The organism is Amycolatopsis aidingensis, assembly GCF_018885265.1.
GTDB classification, from domain to species: Bacteria; Actinomycetota; Actinomycetes; order Mycobacteriales; family Pseudonocardiaceae; genus Amycolatopsis; species Amycolatopsis aidingensis.
Genome location: NZ_CP076538.1, coordinates 1,831,159 through 1,846,714 on the forward strand (window position 1 = coordinate 1,831,159; position 15,556 = coordinate 1,846,714).

The following is a 15,556-nucleotide window of genomic DNA, read 5'->3' on the forward strand; positions in this document are numbered from 1 at the left end:
GCGATGACTGCCACTGAAACCGCCCCAACCGCGCTCAAGGGCCGGATCGTCTCGGTGACCGGCCCGGTCGTCGACGTCGAGTTCCCCCGGGGCGCGGTACCTGACCAGTTCAACGCGCTGAAGGTCGACATCGGGTTCGAGCAGCTGCGCAAGACGGTGACCCTGGAGGTCGCCCAGCACCTCGGCGACAACATGGTGCGGACCATTTCGCTGCAGCCGCAGGACGGCCTGGTGCGTGGCGCCGAGGTCACCGACACCGGCGGCCCGATCACCGTGCCGGTCGGCGACAAGGTCAAGGGGCACGTCTACAACGCCCTCGGCGACTGCCTTGACGAGCCGGGCTACGGCGCCGACCTTGAGCGGTGGGGTATCCACCGCAAGCCGCCTGCCTTCGACCAGCTCGAGGGCAAGACGGAGATGCTGGAGACCGGCCTGAAGGTCATCGACCTGCTCACCCCGTACGTGCAGGGTGGCAAGATCGGCCTGTTCGGCGGCGCGGGCGTCGGCAAGACGGTGCTGATCAAGGAGATGATCACCCGTGTCGCCAGGAACTTCGGTGGCACCTCGGTGTTCGCCGGGGTCGGCGAGCGCACCCGTGAGGGCACCGACCTGTTCCTCGAGATGAGCGAGGACGGGGTCATCAACGACACCGCGCTCGTCTTCGGCCAGATGGACGAGCCGCCCGGTACCCGTATGCGGGTCGCGCTGTCCGCGCTGACCATGGCGGAGTACTTCCGCGATGTGCAGAACCAGGACGTGCTGCTGTTCATCGACAACATCTTCCGGTTCACCCAGGCGGGCCAGGAGGTCTCCACCCTGCTCGGCCGGATGCCCTCGGCGGTGGGTTACCAGCCGACGCTGGCCGACGAGATGGGCACGCTGCAGGAGCGGATCACCTCGACCCGGGGCCGGTCGATCACCTCGATGCAGGCGATCTACGTCCCTGCGGACGACTACACCGACCCGGCGCCCGCGACCACCTTCGCCCACCTGGACGCGACCACCGAGCTGTCCCGGTCGGTGTTCCAGAAGGGCATCTTCCCCGCGGTGGACCCGCTGGCCTCCACCTCCACCATCCTGGACCCGGCGATCGTCGGTGAGGACCACTACCGGGTGGCCTCCGAGGTGATCCGGATCCTGCAGAAGTACAAGGAGCTGCAGGACATCATCGCGATTCTCGGGATGGACGAGCTGTCCGAGGAGGACAAGCTCACGGTGAACCGGGCCCGCCGGATCGAGCGGTTCCTCTCGCAGAACATGCTGGTCGCCGAGGCGTTCACGCAGATCCCCGGCTCCACGGTGCCGCTGTCGGAGACCATCGAGTCCTTCGACAAGATTACTAAGGGTGACTTCGACCACTACCCTGAGCAGGCGTTCCTCGGGATCGGTGGCCTGGAGGACCTCGAGAAGAAGTACCACGAAATCACCAAGAAGTGAGCCACTCCCGAGCGGCGGGGCCGGCGTCCACGGTGTCCACAATGTACACAGTGGGATGTTCCGGCTCCGTCGTTCGAATAGTGGAACCCGGTACCTGCGGTTCAGCCGTTACACTGGGTGCAGGCACCACCCGATGTGAAGGAGAGCTACGTGGCTGAGATGTCCGTGGAGGTTGTCGCGGTCGAGCGTCGCCTCTGGTCGGGTAGGGCCACCTTCGTGGTGGCGCAGACCACCGAGGGTGAGATCGGCATCATGCCGAGCCACGAACCGGTGCTCGGTCAGCTGGTCGAGGGTGGGGTCGTGCGAGTGACCACCACCGACGGTGAGACGGTCACCGCCGCGGTGCACGGCGGGTTCCTCTCGGTGACCGCCGAGGGGGTCAGCATCCTCGCCGAGAGCGCGGAGCTCGCCGAGGAGATCGACATCGACGCCGCGCGGGCCGCGTTGAGTGTGGAGGACGAGGCCGAACGCGCCAGAGCGAGCGGGCGCCTGCGCGCCGCCGGGCAGTCGGTCTGATCGAGCGACGAGCGGGAGCCGGCCGTGGGTATCGCACTGATGGTCATCGGGCTCCTGCTCGTGCTGCTCACGCTCGCCGGCTGGTACCTGCTGCGATGGGTCCGGATGCGCAAACTCGGCGGGGTGAGCGTGGCCCTGCGCTGGCGGCCTGACCGCGCCCGCTCCGGCTGGCATCTCGGTATCGGCCGGTACCGCGGTGAGGAGTTCGTCTGGCACCGGGTGTGGAGCCTGCGCACCGGGCCGGACCGGGTGTTCCACCGGGACTATCTGGAGATCGCCGACCGCAGGGAGCCGATCGGCACCGAATCCTACGCCGTACCCGCCGACTCGACCGTCCTGCGCTGCGAGTCCGACCGCCAGGAGCCCATCGAGATCGCGATGGGCCCTGGCGCCCTGACCGGTTTCCTGTCCTGGCTGGAATCCGCCCCGCCCGGCCGGCGCATTCCCCGCGCCAGCTGACCATGCCCTGAACGTGGCTTTCGAGACGGTAGACGTCTCAAATGTGCCGTTCGCGACATCTGACGACCCAAACGCCACGTTCAGGGCACCTGCTGGGTGCGGGGTGGCGGGTCAGCCGGCGCAGAACTCGCGCCAGGCCGCCTTGCCTGCCCGGTCGCGCAGGCGGTAGTCGGAATGACCGTGTGCGGTGAAGTCCAGGTCGAAGTACTGCACCCAGCGCGCGCCCCGGTCGGTGAGGTAGCCGGTGATCTCCCGTAGCCATTCGGCCCTGCCGCTGCCGTCGTCCCCGGTCGCCAGCGCGCTGCCGGTCTCCGCGATCGCGAACGGCTTACCCGCCTGCCTGCTCACCCGGACCACATCGCCGAACACCGTCTCGGCCGAGCGGTACTTCCTGGTGACCCCGGTGATCTGGTTGTAGGCATCCCAGGCCAGCACCTCGATATAGCGGTCGCCGGGGTAGAAGTCCCGCCAGTTCAGCCGCGAGTCCGGGTCCGCGGTCCAGTTCATCAGGATCAGCGTCGGGTGCAGCCGGGGATTGCCCGCCTCTGCGGCCAGTTCGTGCAGGTGCCGCCAGGCGGCCCGGTACTCGGCCGCGGTGAACTCGCCCCGCTTCAGGATGTTGTCCTCCGGTTCGTGGAAGTAGCTCCAGTAGACGTCCACGTCCCGGGGCGCCTCTGCGAACCAGGTGCGGAAGTGCTCGTCGTGCCTGCCCGCCGTCACGCTCGCCGGATCGGCCTTGAAGGACACCGTGAGTGTCCGGTTGCCCGCGTCCAGCTTGCCCGGCCAGTGCCGGGGCAGGCCGGGGTAGAAGACCCGCACGGACTCCAGCCCGTAGTAGCCGTCGACCCGTTCGAAGGCCTCCTGGTAGGTCTCGCCCCTGGACTCGGTGGCGAAGGCGGCCCCGCACAGCGGCGTGGCGGGTGCCGCCGTGGCCGGTGCCGTGATGGTGCTCGCGATGACGGTGAGGGCCGCGACCGTGTACCCCAGCATTCGTGTTTCTCCCTCAAGCTTCGTTAATAGTTGGTAAATGGATAACAGAGCCGGATGGCCGCGTCCAGGGTGTGTTCCGCGCCCTGCTCATCACGTAGCTACGCGTGGCAGGCATGATTAGCGCCCATGAGTGAGCACTTCGACGTGCATGGTGGCGCGCGGCTGGTCGGTGAGGTAGAGGTTGTCGGGGCCAAGAACAGCGTGCTCAAGCTGATGGCGGCGGCACTGCTCGCCGAGGGCACCACGACCATCACCAACTGCCCGCAGATCCTGGACGTCCCGTTGATGGCCGACGTGCTGCGCAGTGTCGGCTGCGAGGTCACCATCGCGGGGGACACCGCGACCATCACCACGCCGTCCGAGCTCTCGCATCACGCCGACTCGCCCGCGATGGGTAAGCTGCGCGCCTCGGTATGCGTGCTGGGCCCGCTGGTTGGCAGGCTGAAGCGCGCCGTGGTGGCGCTGCCAGGCGGGGACGCCATCGGTTCGCGGCCGCTGGACATGCACCAGAACGGGCTGCGCAAGCTGGGCGCCACCAGCACGATCGAGCACGGCTGCGTGGTCGCCAAGGCGGACGGGCTGCATGGCGCGCAGATCTGGCTGGACTTCCCCAGTGTGGGCGCCACCGAGAACATCCTGATGGCCGCCGTGCTCGCCGAGGGCACCACGGTGATCGACAACGCCGCCCGGGAGCCGGAGATCTCGGATATCTGCACGATGCTCACCGAGATGGGCGCCAAGATCGAGGGCGCGGGCACCTCCACCCTGACCGTGCACGGGGTGGACCGGCTGAACCCCACCGAGCACCGGGTGATCGGAGACCGGATCGTCGGCGCCACCTGGGCCTTCGCCGCCGCGATGACCAGGGGAGACCTGACCGTGCGCGGGGTCAACCCACATCACCTCGACCTGGTGCTGGAGAAGCTGCGGCTCGCCGGTGCCGAGGTGGAGACCTTTGATGGGGAGGGCTTCCGGGTGGTGCAGGCCGACCGGCCGGTGTCGGTGGACTTCGTGACCCTGCCCTACCCCGGCTTCGCCACCGACCTCCAGCCCTTCGCGGTCGCGCTGTCCGCGGTGTCCGACGGCACCTCGATGATCACCGAGAACGTGTACGAGGCCCGGTTCCGGTTCATCGAGGAGATGGTCCGGCTCGGCGCGGACGCGCGCACCGACGGGCACCACGCCGTGGTCCGCGGGGTGGACACGTTGTCCAGCGCGCCGGTGTGGGCATCGGACATCCGGGCTGGGGCCGGGCTGGTACTGGCCGGCCTGTGCGCCGACGGGGTCACCGAGGTCTGGGACGTGTTCCATATCGACCGCGGCTACCCGCATTTCGTGGAGAACCTGAACCGCCTCGGGGCCCGGATCGAGCGGGTCTCCACCGAGCCGGAACGTTCCTGAACCGCACGGAACACGATCATTACCCGGCGGGTTGTGCTTGGTGAGCGCCGAGCCGCGGCGCGCCGATCGACGGATGCGGGGTAGTGGATGTCCCTGACCATGAGCAGCGAGAACCGGATGGCCTTCCTTGCCGAGGTGCGGGTCGGCCTGATCGCCATCACCAGGCAGGGAAGGGCGCCGCTCGCGGTACCGATCTGGTACGACTACCAGCCGGGTGGCGATGTGGTGGTGATGATGGAGATCGGCTCGCTGAAGGAGCGGTTGCTGCGCGAGGCCGGGCGGTTCAGCCTGTGCGTGCAGCAGGGCGAGATGCCGTACAAGTACGTGACCGCCGAGGGCCCGGTGGTGGCTTTCGAGGAAGAGCCTTCGTTCGAGCGGAAGGTGGCGATCGCGGCCAGGTACCTGCCTAGGGAACAGGCCGAGCGGTTCGTCTCGGGGATCCCCGCGGACAGCCAGGTGATCGTCCGGATGCGCCCGGAGAAGTGGCTCAGCACCGACTACACCGGGGTGGAGTTGGGCTAGGATTCCGCGGCCAGCGCCGCGCCGAAGCCGATCAGGGCGGTGCCGGTGACCGCGTCCAGGCTGCGCCGCACCCGGGTGCGGCGCAGCCAGGTGCGCACCCGGTGCACGAAGAACATCAACAGCAGCAGCCAGAGCCCGCCGAGCACGCTGACGGTGTAGGCGAGCAGCAGGGCGTCCAGGGTGCTCGTGCTGGCCGGGTCGAGGAACTGGGGCAGCACCGAAAGGTAGAGCGCCAGCACCTTCGGGTTGGTGACATTGGAAAGGAATCCCTCGCGCCAGCGCCGGAAACCGGAGGCGCGCGAGCCGGTCGCGCTTGCCGTTCCATAGTCGCCGCGCCATGCCGCGCGCAGTGCTTGGATGCCCAGGTAGCAGAGATAGACCACACCGGCCCAGCGCAGGGTGGTGAACACCGGCTGGGAGTGCACGATCAGGGTGCCGAGCCCCAGTGCCACCGCGGTGCCCTGCATCAGGTTGCCCACCGTGATCCCGCAGACCGCGAGCAGTCCGCCGCGGGCGCCACCCGCCAGCGCGTTCTTCAGCGCCACCATGGTGTCCGGTCCTGGGGCCAGTACGACCAGCACGACGAAGACCAGATAGCTGCTGTAGGCACCCCACGTCACGGCTTCTCACGCTAGCGGGTGTACCGCCGGTCGGGTGAGTGATTTTCCTGGCCGGGTGGCTCATTCCACTCCGCGCCGGATGTTACTGGCGAGTATGATGGGCGGGTCGTCGATCGGGAGGTTGCCCGTGCCCTATCCAGCGGACCGTGAGCGCGATCGCCCGTGGGTGATGCGGACCTACGCGGGCCACTCCTCGGCAGCGGCCTCCAACGAGTTGTACCGGCGCAACCTCGCCAAGGGGCAGACCGGGCTCTCGGTGGCCTTCGACCTGCCGACCCAGACCGGATACGACCCCGACCACAAACTGGCCAAGGGCGAGGTCGGCAAGGTGGGCGTGCCGATCTCGCATATCGGCGATATGCGCCAGCTGTTCGAGGGCATTCCGCTGGCCGAGGCGAACACCTCGATGACGATCAACGCGCCCGCCATGTGGCTGCTCGCGCTCTACGTGACCGTGGCAAGGGAGCAGGCCGAGGCGGACGGCCGGGATGTGGATGAGGTGCTGGCGCAGCTCACCGGCACCACGCAGAACGACATCATCAAGGAGTACCTCTCCCGCGGAACCTACATCTTCCCGCCGGGACCCAGCCTGCGGCTGATCTCCGACATGATCGCCTGGACGGTGCACCACGTTCCGAAGTGGAACCCGATCAACATCTGTAGCTACCACCTGCAGGAGGCCGGTGCGACGCCCACCCAGGAAGTGGCCTACGCCCTGTGCACCGCGATCGCCGTGCTGGACGCGGTGCGCGACTCCGGGCAGGTCGCCGCCGAGGACATGGCGCGGGTGGTCGCGCGGATCTCCTTCTTCGTCAACGCCGGGGTGCGGTTCGTGGAGGAGATGTGCAAGATGCGCGCCTTCGCGGCGTTGTGGGAGGAGATCACCCGCGACCGCTACGGGGTGACCGACCCGAAGGCACGGCGGCTGCGGTACGGCGTCCAGGTCAACTCGCTCGGCCTGACCGAGGCGCAGCCGGAGAACAACGTGCAGCGGATCGTGCTGGAGATGCTGGCCGTCTCGCTGTCAAGGGACGCGCGGGCGCGGGCGATCCAGCTGCCTGCCTGGAACGAGGCGCTGGGCCTGCCCCGGCCGTGGGACCAGCAGTGGGCGCTGCGCATGCAGCAGGTGCTCGCCTACGAGACCGACCTGCTGGAGTACGAGGACCTTTTCGACGGCTCCCGGGTGGTGGAGGCGAAGGTCGGCGAGATCATGGCGGGCGCCCGCACCGAGATCGACCAGGTGCTCGAGCTCGGCGGGGCGGTGGCCGCGGTGGAGAGCGGCTACATGAAGTCCCAGCTGGTCGCCTCGCTCGCGGAGTACCGGCGCGGGGTGGAGTCCGGTGACCGGGTGCTGGTCGGGGTGAACCGGTTCGAGACGACCGAGCCGAGCCCGTTGCAGGCCGAGGGTGTGGATGCGATCGAGACCGTCGATCCGGTGGCGGAGAAACAGGCCGTGGCCGCGGTGGAGCGGTGGCGGGAGCGGCGGGACAACGCCGCGGTGGAGCGGGCACTCGCGGAGCTGCGCGCGGCGGCGGGCACCACCGCGAACCTGTTCGAGGCCACCCTCACCTGTGCCGCGGCCGGGGTCACCACCGGGGAGTGGGCAGGCGCCCTGCGCGAGACCTTCGGCGAGTACCGGGCACCCACCGGCGTGGCGGCGGCCTCGATCTCCGGGGAGGGGGCCGCCGAGGTGGAGCGGGTGCGGGCCATGGTCGAGGCGACCGGCGCGGAACTGGGGGAGAAGCTGCGCATGCTGGTCGGCAAGCCCGGGCTGGACGGGCATTCCAACGGCGCCGAGCAGGTGGCCGTGCGGGCGCGGGACACCGGGTTCGAGGTGATCTACCAGGGCATCCGGCTCACCCCGGAACAGATCGTGGCCGCGGCCGTGCAGGAGGGCGTGCACGTGGTGGGGCTTTCGGTACTGTCCGGCTCGCATCTCGAGGTGGTGCCCGAGGTGGTGGATGGCCTGCGCACGGCGGGTGCGGCGGACATACCTGTGATCGTCGGCGGGATCATTCCGGCCGACGATGCGCGGTCGCTGCTGGATCGGGGTATTGCCCGGGTGTTCACCCCCAAGGACTACGAACTCACCGACATCATGGCCGAAATCGTCAATGTGGTACGGGAGTCCCAAGGTCTGCCCGTCGCGTAATTGTAACATTCGATTCGATCATGCTAAACCTGCTGGTCAGCTCGCCGTTGCCGAGTGTAGGGTCCATAGTGGACATTAAACGCCCTTTTGACCCTTTCAGGTGAACTGCCTAGGGTCGTCGCAACGAGATCCCTCCCTAGCTGCTTCCCTGGCTCGGGAGTCGATTGAGCAGGCAGGAGTCAATACGCGTGAGTGATGCAGATGTGTCCCGCCGCAGATTCCTCCGTGGTAGCGCTGGGGGCGCCCTCGCCGTCGCGTTGGGCGGCGGACTTGTCACGAGTGGATGCACCTCGGTCAACATAGCCGCGAGAGGCGATGGCGGGCAGTTGCTCGACCGGTTGCGGGATCGCGGGGTGGTCCGCATGGGGTTCGCCAACGAGCGTCCGTTCGGGTTCATCAACCATGAAGGCGAGCTGACCGGCGAGGCACCCGAGGTCGGTAAGGCGGTGTTCCGCAGGCTGGGCATCGACGAGTTCGAGCCGCGATTGGCCGACTTCGGGTCGCTGATCCCGGGGCTCAAGGCGGGGCTGTTCGACGTGATCGCGGCCGGTATGTACATCACCCCGGCCCGGTGCGCCGAGATCGAATTCACTAATCCTGATTACAACGCCCCGGAGGCCCTGCTGTTGCCCGCGGGCAACCCGCTCGGGCTGACCGATCTGAAGAGCGTTCGGGACCACCAGAGCGCCCGGATCGGGGTACTGACCGGTTCGGTGGAGGAACGGTACTCCCTGGCGCTCGGCATTCCGCGCGACCGGGTGGTGGTCTTTCCCGATCAGGCATCCGGGATCGACGGGGTGCTCGCCAACCGTGCCGACTCGCTGATGCTCACCCGGCTCTCGCTGAACGCGGCGTTGCAGGAGCGGCCGGGCGCACCGCTGGAGATCGGTGAGACCTTCTTCGTGGTGATCGAGGGAGTGCAGCAGAACGGCGCGGGCGGATTCGGCTTCCGCAAGGGCGAGACCAACATCGTGGACGCGTTCAACCGGGAGCTGGCGGCGATGAAGGCGCAGGGCGAGGTGCTGGAGATCGTCCAGCCGCATGGTTTCTCCAAGAACGAGATGACCGAGTTGACCGCCGAGGAGCTGTGCTCGGCTCCGGAAGTCGTTTAGGGGGCGGGCCGATGTCATCCGGATTCGTCGAGTACCTCTGGGAAGGCCTGCTGGTTACCCTGCAGCTGACCGTCTACGGCGCCGCGCTCGGGCTGGTCTTCGCGTTCGCCGCCGGCCTGGCCAGGCTGAGCGGGAGCAGGCTGCTACGCGGGATCGCTTTCCTCTACACCGAGATCTTCCGCGGGTTCCCCGCGCTGGTCCTGCTGTTCTGGCTGATCTTCGTCATCCCGGCTTTCGGGTACCAGCTCGACCCGCTGTTCGCGGGCACCCTCGCGCTGGCGTTGAACATCGGTGCCTATGCCGCCGAGGTGGTCCGCGGCGCCGTGCAGTCTGTCCCCAGCGGACAGACCGAGGCGGCGATCGCACTGAACTTCACGCCCGCGCAACGGATGCGCAAGGTGATCCTGCCGCAGGCGGTCGTGGCGATGATCCCGCCGTTCTCGAACAACCTGATCGAGTTGCTGAAGGCGACGGCGCTGGTCTCGCTGGTGTACCTGCCCGACCTGACGTTCGCGGGTAACCTCATCCGGAACGCCACCGGGGACACCACGGCGGTGTTCCTCGGCCTGCTCGTCGGGTACGGCGTGATCGCGCTGATCTTCACCGCGTTGATGCGCTGGCTGGAGCGGATAGCCTCGCGCAAGCTCGGCAGGCAGGTGCCACCGGGCGCCATCGCCCGCATCTTCAAACGCCAGTCCGCCGAGCCGCAGGGGGTGTGACGCATGGATTTCCGGTGGAGCCTCGTCTGGGACTCGGTTCCCACGCTGCTCGACGGCCTGGTCACCGCGTTGATCGCGACCGCGTTCGGCTATGTCATCGCGCTGGTGCTCGGCCTGGTGTTCGCGCTGCTACGGCGCAGCGACTCGGCCTGGATCCGGTGGCCGATCGGTTTCCTGATCGAGTTCATCCGGTCCACCCCGCTGCTGGTGCAGCTGTTCTTCTTCTTCTACGTGCTGCCGCTCATCGGGATCAGCGTCTCGCCACTGCTGACCGGCGCGTTCGCGCTCGGACTGCACTACGCGACCTATACCTCCGAGGTGTACCGGTCCGGTATCGACAACGTGCCGGTGGGCCAGTGGGAGGCGGCGACCGCGCTGAACCTGTCCACCCGGCGTACCTGGACCAGCGTGATCCTGCCGCAGGCGATCCCGCGGGTCATTCCGGCGCTTGGCAACTACGTGATCGCGATGTTCAAGGACACCCCGCAGCTGGCGGCCATCACCGTGCTGGAAATGCTCGGGCTGGCGATGAGCATCGGTTCGGACACGTTCCGGTACGCGGAGCCGATCACCGCGATGGGCCTGTTCTACCTGATCGTGGCGCTCGTGATGGCCTGGGGCGCACGCATCGTGGAGCGCAAGTTCGGCACGGTGCGCGCTTAGCCTGCGCTCCCCACAAATCTGCATGAGAGGAACTTGAGAGATGAGCGAGGCAACCGAGGCGTCGTCGGGTACCGCAAAGAACGACCAGTTCATCGTCTTCGACAAGGTACGCAAGCAGTTCGGCAGCAACGTGGTGCTGGACGACCTCTCGTTCTCGGTCGGCTCCGGCGAGCGGGTCACCCTGATCGGGCCCAGTGGTTCCGGCAAGACCACGATCCTGCGGCTGCTGATGACCCTGGAACGGCCGAACAGCGGCACCATCAATGTGGACGGTGAGTACCTGTTCCACGAGCAGCGCAACGGGAAGCTGGTTCCGGCCAGCGAGGCGCATATCCGTAAGGTCCGGCGCCGGATCACCATGGTGTTCCAGCACTTCAACCTGTTCCCGAACATGCGGGTGCTGCGCAACGTCACCGAGGCGCCGATCCACGTGCTCGGCCAGCCGCGGGAGGAGGCCGAGGCCAGGGGCAAGGAGCTGCTGGAGATGGTCGGGCTCGGCGACAAGCTGGATGCCCACCCCTCCCAGCTCTCCGGCGGGCAGCAGCAGCGGGTCGGCATCGCCAGGGCGCTGGCGGTGGACCCGGACGTGCTGTTGATGGACGAGGTCACCTCGGCACTGGACCCGGAGATCGCGGCCGAGGTACTGGACGTGCTGCGGGACATCGCGCGCAACACCGACGTCAGCATGCTGCTGGTCACGCACGCGATGAAGTTCGCGCGGGATGTGTCGAACCGGGTGCTGATGTTCTGCGATGGCGGGATCATCGAGGACGGGACGCCGGAGCGGATCTTCAACGAGCCGGAGCACGACCGCACCCGCAGCTTCCTGCGCTCGGTTATCGACGAGACGTGATTCGGCGGGGTCGCCGTACTACCGTCGAGGTATGGGCGAGTACGAGCACCTGCTGCTGAAACGGGACGGCGACACCGTCACCATCACGATGAACCGGCCGGGGCGGCGTAACTCGCTGTCCGCCGAGCACCTTGGCGAGCTGCTCGCCGCGTTCCGGGAGACCGCCGAGACCGATGCCACCGGCGTCGTGCTCGCCGGTGCCGGGCCGGTGTTCTCCGCCGGGCACGACTTCGCCGACGTGGCCGCGCGGGACCTGATGCAGGTGCGCGAGTTGCTGCGGCTGTGCACCGAGCTGATGCGCACCGTCCAGTCGGTGCCGCAGGTGGTGCTGGCCAGGGTGCACGGGCTGGCCACGGCGGCTGGCTGCCAGCTGGTGGCCTCCTGCGATCTGGCGGTGGCCGGCGAGTCGGCGGGTTTCGCGCTGCCCGGGGGCAAGGGCGGCTGGTTCTGCCACACCCCCGCCGTCCCGGTCGCCAGGTCGGTCGGGCGGAAGCGGCTGATGGAGCTCGCGCTGACCGGCGAGGCCATCGACGCGGCAACGGCGCTGGACTGGGGCCTGGTGAACCGGGTGGTCCCGGACGGCGAGCTCGACCAGGCCGTCGCCGACCTGCTGGGCCGGGCCGCCCGGGGCAGCAGGGCGAGCAAGGCGCTCGGCAAGCAGACCCTGTACGCCCAGCTGGACCGGCCGGAGTCCGATGCCTACGCCATCGCGCTGGAGGTCATGGCCTCGGCCGCACAGCTGCCCGGCGCCCGCGAGGGCATGGCCGCCTTCCTGGAAAAGCGCACCCCATCCTGGCCCGACTGACTGCCATGAGCGGGCCACTCACAGCGGTTGGCTGCCCTGGTGCAGGAGCAGCAGGAAGTAGGCGGCGAGGGACTGGGAGTCGGTGATCTCGCCCTTGCGCGCCATGGCCTCGAACTCGGCGCGGTCGAACCAGGCCATGCGCATGTCCTGCTCCTCCTGCTCCCGCTCCGGCTCGCCTGCCTCGAGGTCGGTGGCCAGGAAGGCGTGGCCGCGCTGGCTGCTCAGCCCTGGGGCCACGTCCAGCTTGCCGAGGTCGACGATGGAACCGGCGCGCAGCCCGGTTTCCTCGCGTAGCTCCCGCGCGGCCAGTTCGGGTACGGGGACGTCGGCGAGCTCCGGCGCGGTGCCCTGCGGGAACTCCCACCGCCGCAGCCCGAGCGGGTAGCGGAACTGCTCCACAAGGCACAGCCGGTCCCCGTCCAGGGGAATGATCAGCGCGTAGGTCGGCTTGTCGACAAAGGAGTAGATGCCGGGAGAGCCGTCCGGTCGGCGAATGTCGTCCTCGCGCAGGGTCATCCAGTTGTTGCGGTAGACCTCGCGGGAGCCGATGCGTTCGATGCGATGCACCTCGTCAGTATGTCGTTCATGGAGGTTGCCGCGGGATGTGCGGGAGCGGAACACCCGCCGTCCTACCCTTCGCTCCGGCCGGTGTGGCCGTCGCCTAGTCTCAACGACCGTGCGTTTAGTAATCGCCCGGTGCCAGGTCGACTACGCCGGCAGGCTCACAGCCCATTTGCCGATGGCCACCAGGCTGCTTCTGGTCAAGGCCGACGGGTCGGTGTCGGTGCACTCCGACGACCGTGCCTACAAGCCGCTGAACTGGATGAGCCCTCCGTGCTGGCTGATCGAGGACGGCAACCTGTGGATCGTCGAGAACAAGTCCGGCGAGAAACTGGTGATCAGCATCGAGGAGGTGCTGGAGGACGTCTCGCACGAGCTCGGCGCCGAGCCCGGCCTGGTCAAGGACGGGGTCGAGGCGCATCTGCAGGAGCTGTTGGCCGAGCACATCCAGACCCTCGGCGAGGGGTACTCGCTGGTGCGCAGGGAGTACCCGACCGCGATCGGCCCGGTGGACATCATGGCAAGGGATGCCGAGGGCGCCTCGGTCGCGGTGGAGATCAAGCGGCGCGGCGAGATCGACGGGGTGGAGCAGCTGACCCGCTATCTCGAACTGCTCAACCGGGACCCGCTGCTGGCCCCGGTGCACGGCGTCTTCGCGGCGCAGTTGATCAAGCCGCAGGCGCGCACGCTGGCCGAGGACCGCGGGATCCGGTGCGTCACCCTCGACTACGACGCCCTGCGCGGTATCGAACCGGACGAGTTCCGCCTCTTCTAGACGCGAAACGCAAACTCGACTACGCGAACGGCAAACTCGGCTACGCCGACGGCCAACTCGTGCGCGTGGCGAGCAAACTCGTGCGCGTGGCGAGCAAACACGCCGAGCGGGTGATCTTTGCGCGCTCGGCGGGCGAGTCATGTCAAGACAGGACAACATCGGCCCGGGTGCGTTCACGGGTGTCCTGTCATGCAGTAGTGTGCGCGGTCAGCTCGATTGTGGTGTTTGTTGTTGGATGATGTGCGACTCGGGAGGTGAGTCGGTTGCACGTGCTGGCCCAGGCTGACCTGCGCCTCGACGCGAACGCGGTCGACTACTTGCTACTGGCGTTCTATTTCGTCCTGGTGCTCGGCATCGGTTACCTTGCCCGGCGGCAGGTGTCCACCAGCCTGGACTTCTTCCTCTCCGGCCGGTCCCTGCCGGCCTGGGTGACCGGGCTGGCGTTCATCGCGGCGAACCTCGGGGCCATCGAGGTCATGGGGATGTCCGCGAACGGGGCCCAGTACGGCATGCCGACCGCGCACTACTTCTGGATCGGCGCCGTGCCCGCGATGCTGTTCCTCGGCATCGTGATGATGCCGTTCTACTACGGCTCCAAGGTGCGCAGCGTTCCCGAGTTCATGCTGCGCCGGTTCGGCAGGCCCGCCCACCTCGTCAACGGCATCAGCTTCGCCACGGCCCAGATCCTGATCGCGGGCGCGAACCTGTTCCTGCTGGCCAGCGTGGTGAACCTGCTGCTGGGCTGGCCGATCTGGGTGTCGGTGCTGCTGGCCGCGGTGATCGTGCTCGCCTACACCGCGCTCGGCGGGCTGTCCGCGGCGATCTACAACGAGGTGCTGCAGTTCTTCGTGATCGTGGCCGCGCTGCTGCCGCTCACCATCGTCGGGTTGTACAAGGTCGGCGGCTGGGACGGGCTGGTGGACAAGGTCACCGCGAGCCCCGGCGGCGCCGAGCAGCTCAGCTCCTGGCCAGGCAACCAGCTCACCGGGTTCGGCAGCAACTTCCTCTCCGTGCTCGGCCTGGTCTTCGGCCTCGGCTTCGTGCTGTCCTTCGGGTACTGGACCACGAACTTCGTCGAGGTGCAGCGCGCGATGGCGTCCAAGAGCATGTCCGCGGCGCGGCGCACCCCGATCATCGGTGCCTTCCCGAAGATGCTGATGCCGTTCATCGTGATCATCCCCGGCATGATCGCCGGAGTCACGGTCACCGAGCTGATGGGCGAGAACAAGGAGGCCCTGCTGGCCGGGCAGGCCTCGGGCAGCGGAGCGGACTTCAACGACGCCCTGCTGCTGCTCATGCGGGACCTGCTGCCCAACGGCATGCTCGGGATCGCGCTCGCCGGGCTGCTCGCCTCGTTCATGGCCGGGATGGCGGCCAACCTCAGCTCGTTCAACACGGTGTTCACCTACGACATCTGGCAGGCCTACCTGAAGAAGGGCCGCTCCGACGGGTACTACCTGCGGATCGGACGGATCGTCACGGCCTGCGCCACCGTGCTGGCGATCGGGACGGCGTTCATCGCGTCCACCTACGCCAACCTGATGGACTACCTGCAGCAGCTGTTCTCCTTCTTCAACGCGCCGCTGTTCGCCACCTTCATCCTCGGTATGTTCTGGAAGCGGATGACGCCGACCGCGGGCTGGGTCGGTCTTGTCACCGGTACCGCCTCGGCAGTCTGCGTGTTCATCCTCGCCGAGACCGGGGTATGGGACCTGCCGGGCCAGGGCGCTGCCTTCGTGGGCGCCGGGGCCGCCTTCGCGGTGGACATCGCGGTCAGCGTGGTGGTCTCCTACCGGACCACGCCGAAGCCGGTGGCCCAGCTGGCGGGGCTGGTCTACTCGGAGACGCCGAAGTCGACCAGGACTCACTCGTCCACGGGCGAGGACGCGGGCTGGTACCGCAACCCCGGCCTGCTCGCGGGCATTGTGCTGGTCATCACCATCGCGCTGAACATCATCTTCTAGGAGGGGT

16 protein-coding genes are annotated in these 15,556 nt (G+C 67.9%); 13 read left to right on the forward strand and 3 right to left on the reverse strand.

The genetic code is table 11. From position 1 onward, the window contains the following. Window positions 1-3 precede the first annotated feature (3 nt). From atpD to KOI47_RS08700, 3 genes are all read left to right on the forward strand, one after another. The gene (gene atpD, locus KOI47_RS08690) at window positions 4-1,437 is read left to right on the forward strand and encodes a F0F1 ATP synthase subunit beta (protein ID WP_216215475.1); all 1,434 of its coding nucleotides are present in this window, start codon (window positions 4-6) and stop codon (window positions 1,435-1,437) included. Between the two features lie 150 nt (window positions 1,438-1,587). Next, window positions 1,588-1,953 (forward strand): F0F1 ATP synthase subunit epsilon, encoded by a 366-nt coding sequence (locus KOI47_RS08695; protein WP_216215476.1) that lies wholly within the window; start codon window positions 1,588-1,590, stop codon window positions 1,951-1,953. Window positions 1,954-1,992: 39 nt separating this feature from the next. Then, window positions 1,993-2,412 (forward strand): DUF2550 domain-containing protein, encoded by a 420-nt coding sequence (locus tag KOI47_RS08700; protein WP_408629925.1) that lies wholly within the window; start codon window positions 1,993-1,995, stop codon window positions 2,410-2,412. A 111-nt stretch (window positions 2,413-2,523) separates the two neighbouring features. Here the strand turns inward: KOI47_RS08700 and KOI47_RS08705 are convergent, their stop codons facing one another. Continuing rightward, window positions 2,524-3,402 (reverse strand): glycosyl hydrolase, encoded by an 879-nt coding sequence (locus KOI47_RS08705; protein WP_216215478.1) that lies wholly within the window; start codon window positions 3,400-3,402, stop codon window positions 2,524-2,526. Between the two features lie 126 nt (window positions 3,403-3,528). Here KOI47_RS08705 and murA point away from each other — a divergent pair, with 126 nt between their 5' ends. After that, entirely contained in the window at window positions 3,529-4,803 is a 1,275-nt protein-coding gene (gene murA, locus KOI47_RS08710; RefSeq protein ID WP_216215479.1) for a UDP-N-acetylglucosamine 1-carboxyvinyltransferase, read from the forward strand. Window positions 4,804-4,902: 99 nt separating this feature from the next. Further along, on the forward strand, window positions 4,903-5,325 hold the full coding sequence (locus KOI47_RS08715) for a pyridoxamine 5'-phosphate oxidase family protein (RefSeq protein ID WP_232376629.1): 423 nt from the start codon (window positions 4,903-4,905) through the stop codon (window positions 5,323-5,325). Here the strand turns inward: KOI47_RS08715 and KOI47_RS08720 are convergent. Next, window positions 5,322-5,945, reverse strand: coding sequence for a LysE family translocator (locus KOI47_RS08720; protein ID WP_216215481.1), 624 nt, complete (start codon window positions 5,943-5,945; stop codon window positions 5,322-5,324). The genes KOI47_RS08715 and KOI47_RS08720 overlap by 4 nt on opposite strands. 127 nt (window positions 5,946-6,072) lie before the next feature. Between KOI47_RS08720 and KOI47_RS08725 the strand changes: the two genes are divergently transcribed. The 6 genes from KOI47_RS08725 (at window position 6,073) to KOI47_RS08750 (ending at window position 12,249) form a co-directional block, all read left to right on the forward strand. Further along, entirely contained in the window at window positions 6,073-8,097 is a 2,025-nt protein-coding gene (locus tag KOI47_RS08725; RefSeq protein WP_269756700.1) for a protein meaA, read from the forward strand. Between the two features lie 203 nt (window positions 8,098-8,300). Further along, on the forward strand, window positions 8,301-9,209 hold the full coding sequence (gene ehuB / locus KOI47_RS08730) for an ectoine/hydroxyectoine ABC transporter substrate-binding protein EhuB (RefSeq protein ID WP_232376838.1): 909 nt from the start codon (window positions 8,301-8,303) through the stop codon (window positions 9,207-9,209). Between the two features lie 11 nt (window positions 9,210-9,220). Beyond that, window positions 9,221-9,928: an ectoine/hydroxyectoine ABC transporter permease subunit EhuC gene (gene ehuC, locus KOI47_RS08735; RefSeq protein WP_216215483.1), complete on the forward strand. Its 708-nt coding sequence runs from the start codon at window positions 9,221-9,223 to the stop codon at window positions 9,926-9,928. A 3-nt stretch (window positions 9,929-9,931) separates the two neighbouring features. Continuing rightward, on the forward strand, window positions 9,932-10,591 hold the full coding sequence (ehuD, locus tag KOI47_RS08740) for an ectoine/hydroxyectoine ABC transporter permease subunit EhuD (protein ID WP_216215484.1): 660 nt from the start codon (window positions 9,932-9,934) through the stop codon (window positions 10,589-10,591). Between the two features lie 40 nt (window positions 10,592-10,631). Continuing rightward, window positions 10,632-11,444: an ectoine/hydroxyectoine ABC transporter ATP-binding protein EhuA gene (ehuA, locus tag KOI47_RS08745; RefSeq protein WP_216215485.1), complete on the forward strand. Its 813-nt coding sequence runs from the start codon at window positions 10,632-10,634 to the stop codon at window positions 11,442-11,444. 31 nt (window positions 11,445-11,475) lie between these two features. After that, window positions 11,476-12,249, forward strand: coding sequence for an enoyl-CoA hydratase-related protein (locus KOI47_RS08750; RefSeq protein ID WP_216215486.1), 774 nt, complete (start codon window positions 11,476-11,478; stop codon window positions 12,247-12,249). Between the two features lie 18 nt (window positions 12,250-12,267). On the opposite strand, the gene KOI47_RS08755 is transcribed toward KOI47_RS08750, so the two are convergent. Then, window positions 12,268-12,816 (reverse strand): NUDIX domain-containing protein, encoded by a 549-nt coding sequence (locus KOI47_RS08755; protein ID WP_216215487.1) that lies wholly within the window; start codon window positions 12,814-12,816, stop codon window positions 12,268-12,270. Window positions 12,817-12,925: 109 nt separating this feature from the next. Here KOI47_RS08755 and nucS point away from each other — a divergent pair, with 109 nt between their 5' ends. Then, window positions 12,926-13,585 (forward strand): endonuclease NucS, encoded by a 660-nt coding sequence (gene nucS / locus KOI47_RS08760; RefSeq protein ID WP_216215488.1) that lies wholly within the window; start codon window positions 12,926-12,928, stop codon window positions 13,583-13,585. A gap of 263 nt (window positions 13,586-13,848) precedes the next feature. Further along, window positions 13,849-15,549 (forward strand): sodium:solute symporter family protein, encoded by a 1,701-nt coding sequence (locus KOI47_RS08765; protein ID WP_216217193.1) that lies wholly within the window; start codon window positions 13,849-13,851, stop codon window positions 15,547-15,549. The last annotated feature ends 7 nt before the right edge of the window (window positions 15,550-15,556 follow it).